We start from the raw sequence: 18,379 nt of genomic DNA, 5'->3' as shown, positions 1-18,379 counted from the left end.
TAACGCATCTAAATCGAGAGCTCATCCGTTTTTTAAACATGTTAGTCAAGTATATCGAAAAAATATTGAGGGCCCGCGTCTACGATGTTGCGGAGGAAACGCCGCTGGATTTTGCGCCGGGCTTGTCCAAACGACTAGGTAATGCGGTTTATTTGAAGCGCGAAGATTTGCAGCCGGTCTTTTCGTTTAAATTGCGCGGCGCGTACAACAAGATTGCGACGTTAAGCGAGCAAGCGAAGGCTAATGGCGTGATCGCGGCTTCGGCCGGCAATCATGCGCAAGGCGTGGCCTTGTCGGCGCAAATGCTTGGTATCGATGCGTTGATCGTGATGCCGCAAACGACGCCCGAAATTAAAGTTAACTCGGTGCGAGCACGAGGCGCCCAGATCGTCTTGTTCGGCGATTCCTATGACGAAGCCTATGGGCGGGCACGGGAAATCGCCGCCGACAAAAATATGACCTTCATTCATCCGTATGACGATATCGAGGTTATTGCCGGGCAGGGTACGATCGGAATGGAGATTTTACGGCAGAAAACCGGTGCGCTCGATGCGGTGTTCGTACCGGTCGGCGGTGGCGGTTTGTTTGCCGGCATTGCGGCCTATATCAAATTCGTGCGCCCCGAGGTCAAGTTGATCGGTGTCGAGCCGGACGATGCCGATTGTCTGAACCAGGCTTTGAAGGAGAGCGAGCGGGTCGTGCTCAAACAGGTCGGTCTGTTTACCGATGGGGTCGCGGTCAAGCAGATCGGTGAGGAACCGTTTAGGATCTTGCGGCATACGGTCGACGAGGTCGTCACGGTCAATACCGATGAAATCTGCGCGGCGATCAAGGATATTTTCGACGATACCCGTTCGGTTGCCGAGCCTGCCGGCGCATTGGCGTTGGCAGGCTTGAAAAAATATGTTGAAACCCGAAGCATCGTCGATCAAACGTTGATTGCGATCGAAAGCGGTGCGAATATTAATTTCGACCGTTTGCGCTATGTTGCCGAGCGGGCTCAGGTCGGCGAGCATCGGGAAATTTTATTGGCCGTTGAAATTCCTGAAGAGCCGGGCAGTTTTTTGCGTTTTTGTAAAATGCTCGGCAACCGTAATGTCACAGAATTTAATTATCGTTATTTCGACGCGCGTAACGCTCAGGTCTTTGTTGGCCTTGCGACCAGCGGTGCCGAATCTGACAAACCGGAAGTGATTCGGTGCCTCGAGGAAGAACGCTTTACCGTAGTCGATATGACCGCGAACGAGCTCGCCAAGGAGCATATTCGCTATATGGTTGGCGGTCATGCGCCGCGTGCGCTGAATGAGGAGGTCTACAGTTTGCAATTTCCTGAGCGTCCGGGTGCCCTATTGAAGTTTTTAACGGCTTTGGGCGATCGTTGGAATATCAGTTTGTTTCATTACCGCAATCATGGCGCGGCTTTCGGGCGGGTGTTGATCGGGTTGCAAATGCCGAATACCGAGCGCTACGCGTTTGAAGCGTGCCTGAATCGCTTAGGGTTCGAGTATACGGAACAAACAGCTAATCCGGCTTATGATTTGTTTGCCGGTGGTGGGGAGGAGAAAAGGTGAAAGGTGAAAGGTGAAAGGTGAAAGGTGAAAGGTGAAAGGTGAAAGGTGAAAGGTGAAAGGTGAAAGGTGAAAGGTGAAAGGTGAAAGGTGAAAGGTGAAAGGTGAAAGGTGAAAGGTGAAAGGTGAAAGGTGAAAGGTGAAAGGTGAAAGGTGAAAGGTGAAAGGTGAAAGGTGAAAGGTGAAAGGTGAAAGGTGAAAGGTGAAAGGTGAAAGGTGAAAGGTGAAAGGTGAAAGGTGAAAGGTGAAAGGTGAAAGGTGAAAGGTGAAATCGGCGCTTGACAAGCGATTTAAATGCTGCATCATTTTACCGCTTACCGCTTACCGCTTACCGCTTACCGCTTACCGCTTACCGCTTACCGCTTACCGCTTACCGCTTACCGCTTACCGCTTACCGCTTACCGCTTACCGCTTACCGCTTACCGCTTACCGCTTACCGCGCATGCCCACGGCGGTCTGGGTTTTGGGCATAAAAAAGGCCGCATTCGGAAAATGCGGCCTTTTTGGTTCGGAAATCGGGTGAGCGATTAACGTTTGGAGTATTGAGGACGTTTTCTGGCTTTGTGCAAGCCGACTTTTTTACGTTCCACTATGCGTGCGTCGCGAGTGACGTATCCTGCTTTTCTAAGGGAGGGGCGCAGCGCTTCGTCGTATTCCATCAACGCTCGGGCAAGTCCGTGACGTATTGCGCCGGCTTGACCGGAAGGTCCGCCGCCTTTGACGATGACATTGATATCGAATTTGTCGGTCATATCAACGCATTCTAGCGGTTGGCGAGAAATCATTTGGTCGGTTTTCCGTCCGAAATATTGCTCGATGCTTTGACTGTTGATAGTGATTTTACCGGTTCCGGAGGTTGCGTAAACGCGCGCTATAGCGCTTTTACGACGGCCTGTTCCATAATACTGAGCTGCTGCCATGATCTACCCGCTTAAATTTCTAAAACTTTCGGCTGTTGAGCCTGATGATCGTGTTCAGGACCCGCATAAACTTTCAATTTCTTGAACATTGCGCGGCCCAATGGATTTTTTGGTAACATGCCTTGCACGGCTGTATTGATAATACGGTCTGGGAAGGTTTGTCTGAGTTTGCCTAAGTTAACGGATTTCATATTCCCGATATAACCTGTGTGGCGGTAATATATCTTGTCTTTTTCTTTATTGCCGGTCACTGCGATTTTTTCAGCGTTAACGACAATGATATAGTCGCCGGTATCGACGTGCGGTGTGTATTCGGGTTTGTGTTTTCCGCGAAGACGGCGCGCAATTTCAGTGGCAAGCCGACCTAGCGTCTTCCCTTCTGCATCAACTACGTACCAATCGCGCTTAACTTCTGCTGGCTTTGCACTAAAAGTTTTCATCGTTACTGTTTATTCTGTTAGGACCCAATAAAAGACTGGGGATGTTACTAGAGTCGCTAGGTTTTTTCAAGTTTATTTATTGTTTCTGAAGGTTAACCTATGCGCTGTCTTGCTTTGGGCTTTGTTTTTCTATAGCTTGATATTCAATGCGTGTAATTTACGGTATAAATGCGTCCGTTCCATGCCGATGATCGAAGCGAGTTTGGCAACGCTGCCGCCGGATTTTTCGAAATGGTATTCGAGATAGGCTTTTTCGAAGTGTTCCCGTGCCTCTTTCAACGGCAAGTTATAAAACTCCGGTACCAACGAGCTGCCGCTGGTTTGTTCGACCACTGCGCCCAATGCGCCTTTGACTTCGTCGAGTTCCATGTCGTCGCCTACGCCGAGAATCATCAGGCGTTGAACCAGGTTTTTCAGTTCGCGTACATTGCCGGGCCAACTGTAATTCCTTAAATAATTTTGGGCAGCCATCGAAAATTTTCGAAACGGTAGCTTTTCCTGATTCATGAAATGATCGACATAGAACCCGAGCAGAGCCGGTACATCCTCGCTATGTTCGCGTAGCGGCGGAATTTCCATCGTGATTTCGTTGAGCAAATAATACAAATCCCGCCGAAACCGACCGGCCTTGACTTCTTCTTCGAGCGATACGCGGGTCGAGGTGACGATTCTGACGTCGACGCTGACTGATTTGACTCCGCCGCTACGTAAAAAGGATCGAGACTCCAATGCGCTGAGCAGTCTTAATTGCGATTCTTTGTCCATGCCGGCGATTTCCGAAAGAAACAAGGTTCCGCCGTGAGCCTGTTCCAGTAAACCCGGAATCACTTTGCCGTTTTCTTCCTTGCCGAAAAACTCGATCACCGAGTTTTCCGGCGAAAGACTACCGACCGCGACGTCGACAAACGGCCAGTCCCGTCGTACGCTATGGTTATGTAGATAGCGGGCATAGAGTTCTTTACCGACTCCGGCATCGCCGACGAACAGCACGCGGGTATCGTGTTGCGCGAGACGTTTCAGTTGTTCTTTAATTCTGGCGACCGTTGCGCTTTTTCCGACCGGTTCGAAATCCAATGTTTGGTATGCCTTCGGAACGGGCAGTTCGGTTTGCAATTGACGCGATTCGAGGGCCCGTTCGACGATCAACAATAATTTGGCCAGAGACAAAGGTTTTTCAAGGTAGTCATAAGCGCCTAGTCGCGTGGCTTCAACGGCGGACTCGACTGAGCCGTGTCCGGACATCATCACCACCGGAGAGGCAAAACCGCCTTCGGCGATCCATTCCTTAAGGAGCGTTATCCCGTCTGTATCGGGCATCCAGATATCCAGTAGGATCAAGTCCGGTTTTTTTTCGTTCTTTAATTGCCTTGCTTGGCCTGCGTTTTCAGCGGTGCTGACTTCGTAGCCTTCGTCTTCCAGGATTTCATGAACCAGTCGACGAATATCCGGTTCGTCGTCGACCACTAAGATGTGTGCTGCTTTTGCATTCATAATTAAGTAAGTAATAGCGTTAAACGGCTGGGAGTTGGATCACGAATCCCGCTCCGGCTTTATAGCCTGTGTCGACCCAAATGGCTCCGCCGTGTTCCTCGATAATTTTTTTGACGATGGCTAGTCCTAAGCCAGTACCTTTTGCCTTGGTTGTCACATAAGGTTCGAATATTTTATCCAAATGCTCTTCTTTAATGCCCGGGCCGTCATCATGAAAAGCCATTTCGACGAACCTGGCATTATTTTTAAACCGGTTAGACACTGTGATTTTTACGTTGCCGTTTTTTTCAGTGGCTTCTAAGGCGTTTTTTATCAGGTTGTGCAGAACCTGTCGAATACTGATTTGGTCAGCGTTGATCATCATAATCTCTTCTTCGACCGAAGTGGTAAATTTTGCGCCGCCCTGCGAGGCGTAAAGGGCTAGAACTTCCTGTATTAGCGAGGGCAGGTTGATGTGCTCGGTTTGCTTTTTAGAGACTCTGGCATACTCGGAGAAATCGTCCACCATTTCTTTCATCGCTTCGACTTGCTGGACGATGGTTTCTGTGGAGCGTTGTAATATTGCAAGCGATTTTGGCTGCAATTCATTGGCGAGTTTGTGTTGCAGACGTTCGGCCGACAATTGTATCGGCGTTAGCGGGTTTTTGATTTCGTGAGCTAGACGCCGAGCGACTTCACCCCAAGCGGCATTTTTTTGCGCTTGTATCAGGTCGGTGACATCGTCGAATACGACGACAGCGCCTATGCTACGGCCTTCGGGCGAGTAGAGCGGGGTTCCTCTGCATAACAATTCTTGCAGGCCGTTGGGGCCCAGGAAGGCGATGCGTTGTTCCCAAATATCCTCGGCATTTTCAAGCAAATGTTGAATTTTTCGCAAAGGATCGGCTAAGTCCGAGTGCTCTTTTGATAAGTCCGACAAAGTTTGCCCGTAAAATCCGCTGACTTGTAGATGAAAGATACGGTAGGCGGCCTGGTTGGCCGTGCGGATTCTAAAATCCTTGTCAAAACTTATCACACCGGCCGTCAGGTTGGCTAGAATTGTTTCCAGATAAGCGCGTTGATTCTCAACTTCGATACCGGCCAGTCGGGTTTCGTCGCGGGCCTTGGCGATACGTTGGGCCATGTCGTTGAACGAGATAACCAGAAATCCCAGGTCGTCTTGGGTTAGGACCGGGAGCTGTTGGTTGTAATGGCCCGCTGCAATAGCTTGTGTGCCTTTGACTAGCTCCTTGACCGGCGCGACGATATTTCTGATGCTGATAAATGCGACCCAGATGGCCGCTAATAGACTCATCAGCAATACCAGCGATAAGGCAAGCGAAAAACTCAGTTTCAACGAATCCCGTAGAAAATTCATTTCCTGATAGCGTACGAATGCGAATTCGACCGAATCGGCTAGGTCCATGATTCTAAGCGGGACCGGGTACAATGCTTGAAGATATTGAATGTCTTGAGTGCTGACAGTGACGATAACTTGTATCCGCAGTTGTTCTTCCTTGGTTGAGTCGATCGACACATAGTGGTCGTTGCGACGCACGTCCAGCCAGGCATGTTCGTCGGGAAGATGCGGGAGAATATCGCCGGGGTTGATGCTGCTCGAAGCAATGATGCGACCTTGCCTGGAAAATAAGGTCATTTCTGCTGCGCCGGCTTGTGCGCGTATTTTTTCCAGGTCATCCATGCGTTGCGTTTCGGACTTGGTTTCGTACAGTTGATCGACGAGTTGCTGAGTCTGCCGTAAATGCCAGCGCATCCGTTGGTCAAGGGAGGCTTGGCTGAGTTCGAGCGAGTCTTCCATCGCCCGGTCGATTTCGACATTGAACCAACTATCGATACCCTGATGCAAAAACTGCATCGAAAAGAAAAAAACGATGCCGGCCGGGGCCAGCGCCAAAAGCACGAACAGCGAGACCATGCGAATCGTTAGCTTAGACCCTGCCTCTCGTTTTTTGAGCTGTTGGATAAGCGAGACGATGTTGACGCCAATCAGTCCCAGCAAGACGACCGAGCCCAATGCATTGATAATCAGCAACGAAGAATACATCTCGTTGAGTTGCGAGGATTCTTGGGTTGCCGAACTCATTAATTGCAGAGACAGCAAAACTAATCCGAACAACACCGCAATTAACGGGGCAAGGGGGAATCTCATCTTTGCACGGGCCATTGTAACCAATCGCTTGATAAATACCACTGCGGGTTGATGTATGTGGCGGGGCGGAGCGGCAAGGGTAGCGCTTCGCGGTCGAAACGAGTCTTGACGCCGACCTGATAGCTTTCGTCCTCAACGAGATCGTCTTCTTTAAGTACGGCAATGTTACGGATCGCCGACATGCCGGCTAATGCCGCGGAAAGCGATGCATAACTCGTGCTGTCTGAGGATGTGATATTAGTGACTCGGTAGTTGTTCAATAAGGCGTGATATTGGATACGGTAACGAATTTTGAAATCAACCAGGGTTTTGTTCCAAAGCCAAGTGCGCTCGCGAACGACTTTAATCAGCACGTCCCAGTATAAGGGGATGCCTTTTTGCAGTGCTTCGCGAGCGGTTTGAGTCAATTGATAGTGAATATCTGCGGATAAGTAATATTGGCCGTCTCTCAATGCGAAGTCGATACTTCGGACTTCAATCTTCGAGTCGTCCGCGTGAAGAAAAGCCGGTCGAGCCACTAGTCCGGCAAGTAGCGCAATCCATAAGCCTATCGATAGTAGGCGGTTAGTGCTTGCGAATACGCGCATAATAAAATCCGTCCATTGCCTGGCTGCCGGTCAATATTTGTCGGCCTTGGGGTCTCGCCATGCCCCAGTTGCAATCGATAGGCCATTCCGTAGCGTCTTGGTGATGATTTAAAAACCTTTGGATTTGTAGTTCGTTCTCTTCCTTCAAAATCGAACACGTCGCATAAATCAGTAAGCCGCCCGGGGCTAACAAAGGCCATACGGCTTCGAGGATCTTTTGCTGGAGTTGTTGTAATGGGGCTATATCGCCGGGTTTGCGCAGTAATTTAATGTCCGGATGTCGGCGGATTACTCCAAGTGCCGAGCACGGCGCATCGAGTAGGATTCGGTCGTACGGAACGCCGTCCCACCAGTCGTTAGGTTGCGAAGCGTCCGCGACAATGCATTCGGCATCGAGCCTCAAGCGCCGTAAAGTATCTCGGACTTTTTGCATGCGATTGGCATCGATGTCGATCGCCGTGAGCCCGGATAAATTCGCTTGCATTTCCAGAATATGTGCCGATTTTCCGCCGGGGGCCGCACAGACATCCAGTACCCGTTGGTTCGGTTTTAAGTCCAGTAATTCGGCCGAAAGTTGCGCGGCAAGGTCTTGTACCGAAACCAAGCCTTCGGAAAACCCAGGCAGTTGTTCGACCGGAACCGGTCGCTCAAGGATGAGAGCCGAAGGATACTCGGAAGTCTCGATTGCACCGAGTTGGGCGGCGGCTAGCTGTTCTTTGTACTCGGTTCGGCCGATGCGTGCTGAATTGACGCGCAGTGTCATTGGTGCCTGGAGATTGTTTTCGGCCAATAAGTGCCCGGCTTGTTCCGGCCAATTTGAGCCGATCGTGTCGATTAGCCACTGCGGATGATTGCTTGCCGCTACCGGGTCGTTGTCGGCCAGCGATTGTAATTCATCTCTGCGTCTTTGATAGTTTCTCATGATGGCGTTGAGCAGCGGTTTTGCCCAAGGCTTTTTTCGGGGAGCGGCCGAAACCGTTTCGGAAACCGCGGCATGGGCTTTAACGCGCATGTATTCGAGCTGATAAAGACCGATCAAGGCTAAGGCCTTGATCTCATCGTCTTTGATCGGTTTATTCAATAATTGTCCGAGCAGAAAGTCGAGCCGGTAAAATTCACGAATGACACCATAGCATAGCGCTTGAACGAAAGCCTTGTCATTGGCTGACTCGATCGTGCCGAGCGATTGTTCGAGGGCTGCGGTTAGCGATTGGCCTTCTTTCAATACCCGGCTCACAATCCGGGCCGAGAGATTTCTTAAGTTCACAGAGGATTAACCCAGGCTTTGCGCGGTTACATCGTGCGCATTTATAAAGGCGGAGGCGGATATACGTTTGCCGCCGGGCAGTTGGACTTCAAGCAGGCGCAGTAATCCGTCGCCGGTGGCGACATCAAGGTGTTTGCCGTTTTTGAGTAGCGTACCGGGTTCCGCATCGGTTAGACCGCTGAGCGGTTCGGCTAACCAAATACGTAAAACTTGATCTTTATAACGCGTTTGCGCTACCGGCCACGGATTGAAGCCTCTGATTTTTAAATCCAATTGTTCAGCAGATTCGTTCCAGTCTAGATTCGCTTCGCTTTTTTCGAGTTTTGCGGCATAAGTGACTTGGCTTTCATCCTGTTTTTCCGGACGCAGTGTATTATCTTCAATATTCGGTAATACCTTGCTCATGCCAAGCGCGCCTAGTTTGGCCAGGTTGTCATGCAGATCTCCCGCCGTGTCTTTGGGGGTAATACGATATTCTTCTTTATGTAGCATGTCGCCGGCATCCAACTTGAGTGCCATGCGCATGATTGTGACGCCGGTTTTTTCGTCGCCGGCGATCAAGGCTCTTTGAATCGGCGCCGCGCCGCGCCAACGAGGTAGTAACGAAGCGTGTACGTTGATGCAGCCGAATGTCGGTAAATCCAGTACCTGCTGCGGCAAGAGCATACCGTAGGCGACCACGACCAGCAAATCCGGTTCGAACGCCGCTAGTTGTTGAAAGTGATGATCGGGTTTAAAAGATTCCGGTTGTAAAATCGGAATTCCGGATTGCATTGCCAGTTCCTTGACAGGGCTGGGTTTCAATTGCCGTCCGCGTCCTGCGGGGCGGTCGGGTTGAGTATACACCGCGCAAATTTGATGGTTTGAATCAATCAGCATGCGTAGCGTAGGCACGGCAAATTCAGGGGTGCCGGCGAAAACGATTTTCATGAGGCTTTTTGTTCCAATCGATGAATTTTATTCAGTTTCTTTTTAATCATTTGGCGTTTCAGTGGCGAAATATAATCGACGAACAACTTGCCTTCTAAGTGATCCATTTCGTGTTGCACACAGACCGCCAACAGATCTTCGGCCTCGAATTCAAATGATTCGCCGTCGCGATTGAGGGCGCGTACTTTGATGTGTTCGGCGCGTTTGACTGTTTCGAAAAAACCGGGGACCGACAAACAGCCTTCTTCGGTTTCTTCGATGCCGTCTTTGGCAAGGATTTCAGGATTGATTAGACACAGCGGAGATTTCTTCTCCTCACTGACGTCAATTACAATGACTCGCTTGTGAACGTTGACTTGAGTCGCGGCCAAGCCGACGCCGCGAGCTTCGTACATGGTTTCGAACATATCGTCGACGAGTTTCCTGATATCGGCATCGACCGTTTCGACCGGGGCCGCCTTTTTACGCAAGCGCTCATCCGGGAACTCGAGTATAGTTAGAATGCTCAACAATTTCTCCACTATCATATTACAATTTTAGAATTCTGGAATTTTATATGAATTCATCTAAACTTTGAATTCAGACCGCATAATATTACCGGATCTCTCGTCTCAGGAACTCTCTATGGCTTTTCGACAAATTTTTGTATTGATCGTTTCGTTAGCAGTTAGCATACCCGGTTGGACGCAGGAAATAGAGGTCAATCCTTCTCATCCGGATCAATATACGGTAGTTAAGGGCGATACGTTGTGGGATATTTCGGGAAGATTTTTGCGAAAACCTCATCAATGGCCTTTAATTTGGGAAGGTAATCCGCAAATCGATAATCCGCATTTGATTTATCCGGACGATACCATTTATTTTTCCGAAGTCGATGGTAAGCCTCGCTTAAGTTTGTCGCCGTCAGGATTCGCCGGCGATTTAGGCTCGTCAAGAGAAGTTAAGCTCTATCCTCGTATTCGTGAAATGGATCTCGTCGACGCGATCGAGTTAATTCCTTCCGAAAAAATTGCCAAATATCTGGCCTCGCCGCGCGTGGTTGGGCAGGATGATTTGGAAAACTCGCCTTATGTCATCGATTTCGCAGGCGAACATCTAGTTGCGGCCCCAGGCGATCGTGTTTATGTTCGTGCGATCGAAAAGCCGGAAAGCTTGACCTATACTATTTATCGGAAAGGCGATACTTTCGTCAGTGCCGAAACCAAAGAAGTTTTGGGTTATGAAGCTACGTTTGTTGCAAATACGACGCTACAAGAGCCCGGCGATCCTGCAACGTTGCTTGTTACGCGTTCGACCAGCGAGATTCGCATGGGCGACAGGCTTATGCCGCACCAAGAAGGCGATTTTACCCTGCATTACTTTCCTAAGTCGCCGGAAACCGAAATACAAGGTAGTATTATTAGTGTGCTGGATGGCGTTACTCAAATTGGGCGCTATAATGTCGTTGCGATCGATAAGGGGGTGTCCGATGGCCTGAAAGTCGGGCATGTGCTCGATATTTACAAAAAAGGGAAGTCCGTTCGAGATCCTTTTAGTAAAATAAGGAACGATACGATTCAATTACCCAATGTGTTGGCCGGAACCTTGATGGTTTTCCGAGCCTTCGATCGGATTAGTTATGCGTTGGTAATGGAAGCGCGCCAAGCGATTCACGTACTAGATAAAGTTCAAACCCCCTGAAAAATTTTCAAATTTCCTCCGATATCAAATACTGGCTTGCCTTATTGCGCACGCCGGGTTTCGGCTGTCGGTCGTTTCTTAAAGCGCTCGACAGTCATACTCCTCAGCAATTGTTTTCCGAGTCAAGCAGTGGATTGTCCGCTCTCGGGCTAAAGGATTCGGTCGTTCAAGCGATACGCAATCCCGATTGGACAACGGTAGAGCAGGATTTGCGTTGGTTGGAGCAACCTGGGCATTTGGCGGTGACTTTAGCCGACCCTTGTTATCCAACGCAGTTAAAGGAAATCGCCGATCCGCCGCCACTATTGTTTATTAGAGGAAATCCGGATATTTTGGCGCTTCCGCAAATCGCGATCGTAGGTAGCCGAAATCCTTCCCATTTAGGTGTCGAAACCGCCACCGAATTTGCTAAAGCTTTGGCAAGAGAAGGCTTTGTGATCACCAGCGGATTGGCTTTGGGTATCGATGCCGCCGGGCATAAAGGCGCCTTGCAGGCTCAAGGTTACACGATTGCCGTAGCGGGAACCGGGCTGGATCGTGTGTATCCTGCGCGTCATAGATCATTGGCGACCGAAATTGTCAATCACGGTGCAATGATTTCAGAGTTTCCTCCCGGAACCGGGGCGAAAGCCGATCATTTCCCTAGGCGTAACCGAATTATCAGCGGTTTGTGTATCGGACTACTGGTGGTTGAGGCAGCCAAACAAAGCGGTTCTTTGATTACTGCGCGTATGGCTTTGGAGCAGAACCGCGAAGTGTTCGCGATTCCGGGCTCGATTCATAACCCCTTGGCAAGAGGTTGTAATGCTTTGATTCGTGAGGGCGCTAAGCTGGTTGAAACCGCGCGCGATATCCTTGAAGAATTAAATCAGTATAATCAACAGGATGAGGATATTTTTACGGAATTGAGACAAACAACGCTTGACCTTGAGCAGCAAACATTATTGAATCTAATTATGTTCAGTCCAACTTCCATTGATAGTTTAGTGGAAAATACCGGGTTACCGGTCGAAGTTATTTCGTCGATGTTGCTGGTTTTGGAGCTTCAAGGGTACGTAGAATCCGTTTCGGGTGGCTGTTATACCCGAGTTCAATAAATGGCGCAGTACAAGGAGTGCCGCCGTTTTTAGTCGAAACCGGCTGCGAAAACGGAGGAATCGGATCGATTCCAAAAAGGAAACCTCCTCGCGGAGTGAAGGGTTCCGTATAGAAACTTTTTTAAAGAAGACCCGCTATGAAAGAAAATATTTTTGATGTAATTATGTATCTGTTTGAAAACTATATGGAAGATGAGATTGATATCCTGCCGGATAACGAGTTGATAAAAACAGAGCTGGAAGAAGCGGGATTCGATCAAGTCGAAGTGGTCAAGGCTTTTGATTGGCTCGAATCGCTTAGCCTGCAAGGGCAAATTACGCCGACGGTGCCGACCGCATTTCGGATTTTTTCCAGTCAGGAACAAGAGAAACTGGATTTGGAATGCCGTAATTTTCTGATGTTCATTGAACACAGCGGCATCTTATCGCATGCCAACCGCGAAATCGTAATCGATCGCGCGATGGCGTTGGAAAATGAAGAAATTTCATTGGAAAAATTGAAATGGATCGTACTGATGGTGTTGCTCAGTCAGCCCGACGAAGAAATCGCATTCTCAAGAATGGAGGACATTGTCTATGATCTCATACCGGCTTACTTACACTAATCGTATTTTCCTAACTGAATGAGTAATAATCTTGTTATTGTAGAATCGCCTGCAAAAGCTAAAACCATTGAAAAATACCTAGGCAAGGACTTCCATGTTCTAGCCTCCTATGGTCATGTCCGCGACCTAGTCCCGAAAGAAGGCGCGGTCGATCCCGAACATGATTTCGCGATGAAATATGAAATCATCGAACGGAATCAGCGCCATGTTCAAGCGATAACAAAGGCTATCAAGCAAGCTCAAGCACTATATCTGGCAACCGACCCGGATAGGGAAGGCGAGGCTATTTCTTGGCATTTATACGAACTGCTCAAGGATAAAAAACTGCTCAAGGATAAACCGGTTCATCGCGTCGTCTTTCATGAGATCACCAAAAAAGCCGTCACCGAGGCGATTGCGCACCCGGCCGAGCTGTCGATCGATTTAATTAATGCGCAGCAAGCGCGTCGCGCCCTGGATTATTTGGTAGGCTTTAATCTGTCGCCGCTGTTGTGGAAAAAAATCCGCAGAGGCCTTTCGGCCGGGCGTGTGCAAAGCCCCGCGTTGCGCTTGATCGTCGAGCGCGAATTGGAAATCGAAGCATTCAAAAGCCGCGAATATTGGACGATTGATGCCGAATTGAGTGCTGAAGAGCAAGCCTTCAAGGCTAAGTTGACTCATTTCGAAGGTGAAAAAGTCGAGCAATTCACGATTGACAACGAGGAGCGCGCGCTACAGGTCAAGCAAACCTTGTTCGATGCTGCCGACGGCAAATTGTTGGTCGCGAAGGTCGAAAAAAAGCAGCGTAAACGTAATCCCGCGCCGCCGTTCATTACGTCGACGTTACAACAAGAAGCCGCGCGTAAACTCGGCTTTACGACCAAGCGCACGATGATGGTTGCGCAACAGTTGTACGAAGGCATCGATATCGGTGGTGAGACGGTTGGTTTGATCACCTATATGCGTACCGACTCGGTCAATCTCGCAGCTGAGGCGATCGCCGAAATTCGCGAATTGATCGCGGAAAAATACGGCGCTAAAAATGTGCCGAAGAGCCCGCGCGATTACAAGACTAAATCGAAAAACGCCCAAGAAGCGCACGAAGCGATTCGCCCGACTTCGGCGAGACGCATTCCGGTCGAGCTGCAAAAATTTTTGAGTCCCGAACAATTCAAGCTTTACGATTTGATTTGGAAACGTACGATCTCGAGCCAAATGGTTCATGCGACGATTAACACCGTAGCGGTGGATCTGCATTGCGGTAGCGAGCGTAATGTATTTCGGGCAACCGGTTCGACGATCGCGGATCCTGGCTTCATGGCCGTGTACCTGGAAGGCAAGGACGACACTGCCGAAGGTGATGACAAAGAGAATTTTTTACCGTCTCTCGAAGAAGGGCGCCCGGTTCCGCTCAATGATATCATCGCCGGCCAGCATTTTACCGAACCGCCGCCGCGCTACAGCGAGGCCAGTTTGGTCAAGGCGCTCGAAGAATTCGGTATCGGCCGGCCTTCGACTTATGCATCGATTATCTCGACATTACAAAACCGGGATTACGTCACGTTGGAAAGCAAGCGTTTTTATCCGACCGATGTGGGTCGTATCGTTAATAAATTTTTGACCGAGCATTTCAATAAATACGTCGATTACGATTTCACCGCGAACCTCGAAGATGAGCTCGATGCGGTTTCTCGAGGTGAAAAAGACTGGATTCCATTGATGCGCTCTTTCTGGGAGCCTTTCAATACGCTGATTCATGAAAAAGAAGAAAGCGTACAGCGCAAGGATGTCACGCAAGAGGCGATTGATGAAAAGTGTCCGGAATGCGGCAGTCCTCTGTCGATTAGGCTAGGACGGAATGGGCGCTTTATCGGTTGCACCAATTATCCCGAATGTTCCTATACGCGCAATTTGAACGAAGACGCCAGTAAATCGTCCGAGCCGGAAGTCGTCGAAGGGCGCGTTTGTCCGAAGTGTGAGTCGCCGTTGGTAATTAAAACCGGACGTTACGGTAAATTCATCGGCTGCAGCTCTTACCCGAAATGCAAACACATCGAACCGCTCGAAAAGCCGGTCGATACCGGCGTCGAGTGCCCGCAATGCAAAAAAGGCAATTTGCTTAAGCGTAAATCCAGAAACGGCAAGATTTTTTATTCCTGTTCAGAGTATCCGAAATGCAGTTATGCAATATGGAATGCCCCGGTTCAAGAAAATTGCCCGGAATGTAATTGGCCTATTTTGACACTAAAAACCACCAAGCGCCGGGGTACCGAAAAAGTGTGTCCGCAAAAGGAATGTAGTTATGCCACGCCTTATGAGGGCGATCCCGATGATGTTTTAGGGCCTAAAGGATAGTGCCGTAAAGCATTTCCCGATTACGGATTTGTGTTAATTCGTGATCGTATTTTCTAATCCTTAACCATCCTGGGTACTTTCATAACCCGAAGTGATGAGAGTATCTTCATGATCATTTTGTATGAGGTATGTTTGGCGAGGATGTCGGTAAACATACCCTGACCTTCTGATTATTAGCCGTTTTTTCAATCAAAAAGGAAGCAACCCGAAGATTAAGACGAGCGTGTCGAGTTCTTTTTCAACAGTCTGCTAGCCAAATTAAACGAACAAATACAATACCAAGATGAGCGAATTACCTAATTGTCCGCAGTGCAACTCTGAATACACTTATATCGATGGAAGCATGTACATTTGTCCGGAGTGCGGGCATGAATGGTCGCAAGACTCGGAGGACAATAGCGGAAACGAAGACCGGATAATCAAAGACGCCAATGGTAATGTATTGCAGGATGGCGATACGATTTCGGTGATCAAGGACCTCAAGGTAAAAGGCTCGTCCCTAGTCGTTAAGGTCGGCACAAAGGTCAAAAATATCCGGTTGGTCGAAGGCGATCACGACATTGATTGTAAAATCGACGGCATCGGCGCGATGAAATTGAAATCGGAATTTGTAAAAAAGGTTTGATCGAACTCATGAATCGAAGGTTGGTTAGCAATATTTTCGACTTCACGCCGATGGTGACGATTCTGGGGGAGGTGGTTTAGGATTTCGCGATAAATAACTTCCTGGAGTTTTGATCTGCGATGGGTATATCTCATACGGTTATACTTCGCGCGGTCGTATTTGATGGTAAGCTGACGCGCTCTTTTGTCCGACACCTGCCTTACCTACATGGATGTAGGTAAGGGGCGTAAGCTTTGCGAAAATCGTTACATAGCTTAACGCCTGTATTCGCGCCTTGCTACCGAACAAAATAGCATTGCCATAAAATCCGCAAACATGATAGAGCGAAGTATAGCCGCTATCCACGCCAGCTATCGATATCCCGAGCCGGTATAGTGCGGCTTTTGTTGTTCATCTCGGCGGCTATGGGAAACAATGTTGGCTTTTCATTATCCGGTGCTTTATGCTAATGCCCAGTATTGACTGTAAGTCCGATGAGAAAATTTATCCAATTAGGTGAGGCAATATGTCCGTTAACTACAGTGAAGTAGTCAAAATGCTCGATACGGCATCGGCGTTTGATCTTTACCGATTGAATGTTGCGATCCGGCGTATGCTCGATGATCCTAAACGTATTTCGGCCATCAAACGTGAATTACGCATTGGTCAGGAGATTGAATACTTCGATGCAGTCCAAAACGCGCCCATCAAAGCGATTTTATTGGAATGCAATCAAACCAAAGTATTGGTGCAAAACCTGACGGACGGTAAAAAATGGAAGTTGCCCTATTGTTGGTTGAATATTGAACAGGCCGACACGGCGATTAATAACAGCAAGGGCACGGGTTTACAGCGACATGAAGTCGGTATTGGCGAAATATTGGGCTTCATGAACACTCGTGAGAACCTGGAAATGTACGGCAAAGTGATTCGCTTGAATCCCAAAACCGTTACGTTACAGTGTGAAACCGGGCGATGGAAAGTCCCCTATAGTCTGTTGTTTAAAGTGATTGGTGGTGAATATGAAGCCTATGAACAGCGGGATCCATTGATTTTAGAATCCATGCTCTCGGAATAATGGCTTGAAGGATCACGGAGTCATCCGTAATAACCGGACAAGGATCGTCGGGCGAATTCGCTGACGGCTACGGTCGCGCCACCGCTAGCCGCGCGACTCGGTTCATTGAGCGCTGAGGACGCTTGACGATGCGTCCGTATTAAGGGCGTGGGTGTATCAGGCATACCGATACGCACGAAGCTCTTTATACCGCAGGAATCAAGGTCAAGAAGGTTCATGACGCTCCAAATACATAACGTAAAGCTAATCGGGCGCAGCCTAGAAATCTTGGAAATATACTCATCGTAGATCAAAATTCGGCACCGGGGTGTCCGCCAAGGGATGCCATGAACCCAGCACCTAAATCCAGCACTTAAATTCCATAGGTCTTTGGCAATGATTCAAAATCATGGCTTATTTAGGTGCTGGGTAAATACATCCCTGTAGGCTCTATGCCAGCTCCATGCTGGCCAAGCCTTGCCGCACACCCCGGCGGCGCCTCAGGCACTACCGAAATTTGAAGTACGAAAGGTATAATACAGTACCAAATGGCCGCACTCGGGTTGGGCATTTAATTTTGCTCTGCCCAGTTATTTAGAGCGACAAGGTCAAAAAGAAAGCTATGAATCTAGACCTGACACCGTTGCTGTGTCCGGTCCTGAGAGGGGGGCGGGTAGCCCCATAAGCATCAAGCTAAAAATGGTCAACCCGCATCACGCTTTTTCCCAAGCTCCATCTTCCTGAGACCGACACAACCTCCGCACATTCATCAACCCTGGCTTGCTCGTTCAATCTTCCTTGATTGTCGGGAAGCTAGAGCTTCCTGAGCAGTTTGCCCAAGCTGGAGCTTGGGTAACAGTATATTTTAGCCTTTTTGACCTCGATGCTATTGTATCTAGCTTGGTACCATAGCCTTTGGCTATGATTGATTATCTTGGATGATTTAGGTGCTGGGTTCACGGCGTTGCCAAGCGAGTTGCTGAACCCTCAACAAAGCTCATAGAGCCGTTTTTATTTTTGCGGGAATTTGCGGGGTTATGGACTGGCAACTAAAATAGGTCATTCAATTTAGCCGTCAACGCCAAGTCCATGGCAGGGCTCTGGGTAAATGAATGTGCACGCTTAAAAGATATCCTGATTAGCAAGATGCTTCAGCTTTCTGAAGCCAATTGTCCGAGCATTGGCCAGTCGTAGCCACTTCTGCGGGACGGGTTATTTAACCCGTCCCCAACGTTTCGGTTTGCCCTAAACAATTCGGCTGACTTCGGCCAAAGTCAAAACGTTTAGGACGGGGTTGCAAACCCCGTCCTGCTAGGGATATGCTGGTTTTTGGGCTTTAGCTGAAGAAACTTGCTAATCAGGAAAGATATTAACAAACGAATCACCCTGGCCAGTGCACAAACCAAACTATTTGCCGCCGATGCTTTTTTACAATCCAGCCTGGATGCTGTGCAAATTATGGGGAGTCATAGTTTAATTAAAAACAGCCCCATGGCTGAACTGGTTAATGATGCATTAGCCAGCCGCTTATTTTCCGGCTCATCAGAAATTCAAAAGAAATATTATTGCGGCTTTGCTAGGCACGGGTGACGGGTACAAATAAACTGACCCAATCAACCGAACCTCAAGAATTATTTTCAAAAAATACTT

The 18,379-nt window shown here is 48.8% G+C and carries 17 protein-coding genes; 9 read left to right on the top strand and 8 right to left on the bottom strand.

What is annotated here, in order from left to right:
• Nucleotides 1-38 precede the first annotated feature (38 nt).
• Together ilvA and MEALZ_RS16810 are read left to right on the top strand one after the other, a co-directional pair.
• The gene (gene ilvA, locus MEALZ_RS16815) at nucleotides 39-1,571 is read left to right on the top strand and encodes a threonine ammonia-lyase, biosynthetic (protein WP_014149854.1); all 1,533 of its coding nucleotides are present in this window, start codon (nucleotides 39-41) and stop codon (nucleotides 1,569-1,571) included.
• 291 nt (nucleotides 1,572-1,862) lie between these two features.
• Entirely contained in the window at nucleotides 1,863-2,099 is a 237-nt protein-coding gene (locus tag MEALZ_RS16810; protein ID WP_162472984.1) for a hypothetical protein, read from the top strand.
• Here the strand turns inward: MEALZ_RS16810 and rpsI are convergent.
• The 8 genes from rpsI to def all read right to left on the bottom strand — a co-directional run bounded on the left by rpsI (nucleotide 2,096) and on the right by def (nucleotide 9,861).
• The gene (gene rpsI / locus MEALZ_RS16805; RefSeq protein WP_014149853.1) at nucleotides 2,096-2,488 is read right to left on the bottom strand and encodes a 30S ribosomal protein S9; all 393 of its coding nucleotides are present in this window, start codon (nucleotides 2,486-2,488) and stop codon (nucleotides 2,096-2,098) included. The genes MEALZ_RS16810 and rpsI overlap by 4 nt on opposite strands.
• An 11-nt stretch (nucleotides 2,489-2,499) precedes the next feature.
• Nucleotides 2,500-2,928 (bottom strand): 50S ribosomal protein L13, encoded by a 429-nt coding sequence (rplM, locus tag MEALZ_RS16800; RefSeq protein ID WP_014149852.1) that lies wholly within the window; start codon nucleotides 2,926-2,928, stop codon nucleotides 2,500-2,502.
• 129 nt (nucleotides 2,929-3,057) lie between these two features.
• Nucleotides 3,058-4,419, bottom strand: coding sequence for a sigma-54-dependent transcriptional regulator (locus tag MEALZ_RS16795; RefSeq protein ID WP_014149851.1), 1,362 nt, complete (start codon nucleotides 4,417-4,419; stop codon nucleotides 3,058-3,060).
• A 19-nt stretch (nucleotides 4,420-4,438) separates the two neighbouring features.
• Nucleotides 4,439-6,583, bottom strand: coding sequence for a sensor histidine kinase (locus MEALZ_RS16790; RefSeq protein WP_046061224.1), 2,145 nt, complete (start codon nucleotides 6,581-6,583; stop codon nucleotides 4,439-4,441).
• Nucleotides 6,565-7,155 (bottom strand): DUF4390 domain-containing protein, encoded by a 591-nt coding sequence (locus MEALZ_RS16785; RefSeq protein ID WP_014149849.1) that lies wholly within the window; start codon nucleotides 7,153-7,155, stop codon nucleotides 6,565-6,567. The genes MEALZ_RS16790 and MEALZ_RS16785 overlap by 19 nt, the downstream gene beginning before the upstream one ends.
• Nucleotides 7,133-8,422: a 16S rRNA (cytosine(967)-C(5))-methyltransferase RsmB gene (gene rsmB, locus MEALZ_RS16780; RefSeq protein WP_014149848.1), complete on the bottom strand. Its 1,290-nt coding sequence runs from the start codon at nucleotides 8,420-8,422 to the stop codon at nucleotides 7,133-7,135. The genes MEALZ_RS16785 and rsmB overlap by 23 nt, the downstream gene beginning before the upstream one ends.
• Nucleotides 8,423-8,428: 6 nt before the next feature.
• Nucleotides 8,429-9,352, bottom strand: coding sequence for a methionyl-tRNA formyltransferase (gene fmt, locus MEALZ_RS16775; protein WP_014149847.1), 924 nt, complete (start codon nucleotides 9,350-9,352; stop codon nucleotides 8,429-8,431).
• A complete protein-coding gene (def, locus tag MEALZ_RS16770; RefSeq protein ID WP_040575895.1) occupies nucleotides 9,349-9,861 on the bottom strand; it encodes a peptide deformylase in 513 nt (170 codons plus the stop codon). Before def ends, fmt begins: the two co-directional genes overlap by 4 nt.
• Nucleotides 9,862-9,976: 115 nt before the next feature.
• Between def and MEALZ_RS16765 the strand changes: the two genes are divergently transcribed.
• The 7 genes from MEALZ_RS16765 to MEALZ_RS16735 all read left to right on the top strand — a co-directional run bounded on the left by MEALZ_RS16765 (nucleotide 9,977) and on the right by MEALZ_RS16735 (nucleotide 18,319).
• Nucleotides 9,977-11,032, top strand: a complete 1,056-nt coding sequence (locus MEALZ_RS16765) for a LysM peptidoglycan-binding domain-containing protein (RefSeq protein WP_014149845.1) — start codon at nucleotides 9,977-9,979, stop codon at nucleotides 11,030-11,032.
• A gap of 44 nt (nucleotides 11,033-11,076) precedes the next feature.
• Nucleotides 11,077-12,129 (top strand): DNA-processing protein DprA, encoded by a 1,053-nt coding sequence (dprA, locus tag MEALZ_RS16760; RefSeq protein ID WP_014149844.1) that lies wholly within the window; start codon nucleotides 11,077-11,079, stop codon nucleotides 12,127-12,129.
• A gap of 137 nt (nucleotides 12,130-12,266) precedes the next feature.
• Nucleotides 12,267-12,734 (top strand): DUF494 domain-containing protein, encoded by a 468-nt coding sequence (locus tag MEALZ_RS16755; protein ID WP_014149843.1) that lies wholly within the window; start codon nucleotides 12,267-12,269, stop codon nucleotides 12,732-12,734.
• Nucleotides 12,735-12,752: 18 nt separating this feature from the next.
• Nucleotides 12,753-15,068 carry a type I DNA topoisomerase gene (topA, locus tag MEALZ_RS16750; protein WP_014149842.1) on the top strand — a complete coding sequence of 772 codons (2,316 nt, stop codon included), beginning with the start codon at nucleotides 12,753-12,755 and terminating at the stop codon, nucleotides 15,066-15,068.
• 283 nt (nucleotides 15,069-15,351) lie between these two features.
• Nucleotides 15,352-15,693, top strand: a complete 342-nt coding sequence (locus MEALZ_RS16745; RefSeq protein ID WP_014149841.1) for a zinc ribbon domain-containing protein YjdM — start codon at nucleotides 15,352-15,354, stop codon at nucleotides 15,691-15,693.
• 505 nt (nucleotides 15,694-16,198) lie between these two features.
• Nucleotides 16,199-16,750 carry a hypothetical protein gene (locus MEALZ_RS16740; RefSeq protein ID WP_014149839.1) on the top strand — a complete coding sequence of 184 codons (552 nt, stop codon included), beginning with the start codon at nucleotides 16,199-16,201 and terminating at the stop codon, nucleotides 16,748-16,750.
• Between the two features lie 1,329 nt (nucleotides 16,751-18,079).
• Nucleotides 18,080-18,319, top strand: coding sequence for an acyl-CoA dehydrogenase family protein (locus tag MEALZ_RS16735; RefSeq protein ID WP_014149838.1), 240 nt, complete (start codon nucleotides 18,080-18,082; stop codon nucleotides 18,317-18,319).
• Nucleotides 18,320-18,379 lie beyond the last annotated feature (60 nt).

Origin of the sequence: Methylotuvimicrobium alcaliphilum 20Z, assembly GCF_000968535.2 — a bacterium.
In the GTDB taxonomy this organism is placed as follows: Bacteria; Pseudomonadota; Gammaproteobacteria; order Methylococcales; family Methylomonadaceae; genus Methylotuvimicrobium; species Methylotuvimicrobium alcaliphilum.
The sequence above is the reverse complement of the archived record's forward strand: the minus strand, read 5'-3'. Positions and strand labels throughout refer to the sequence as shown.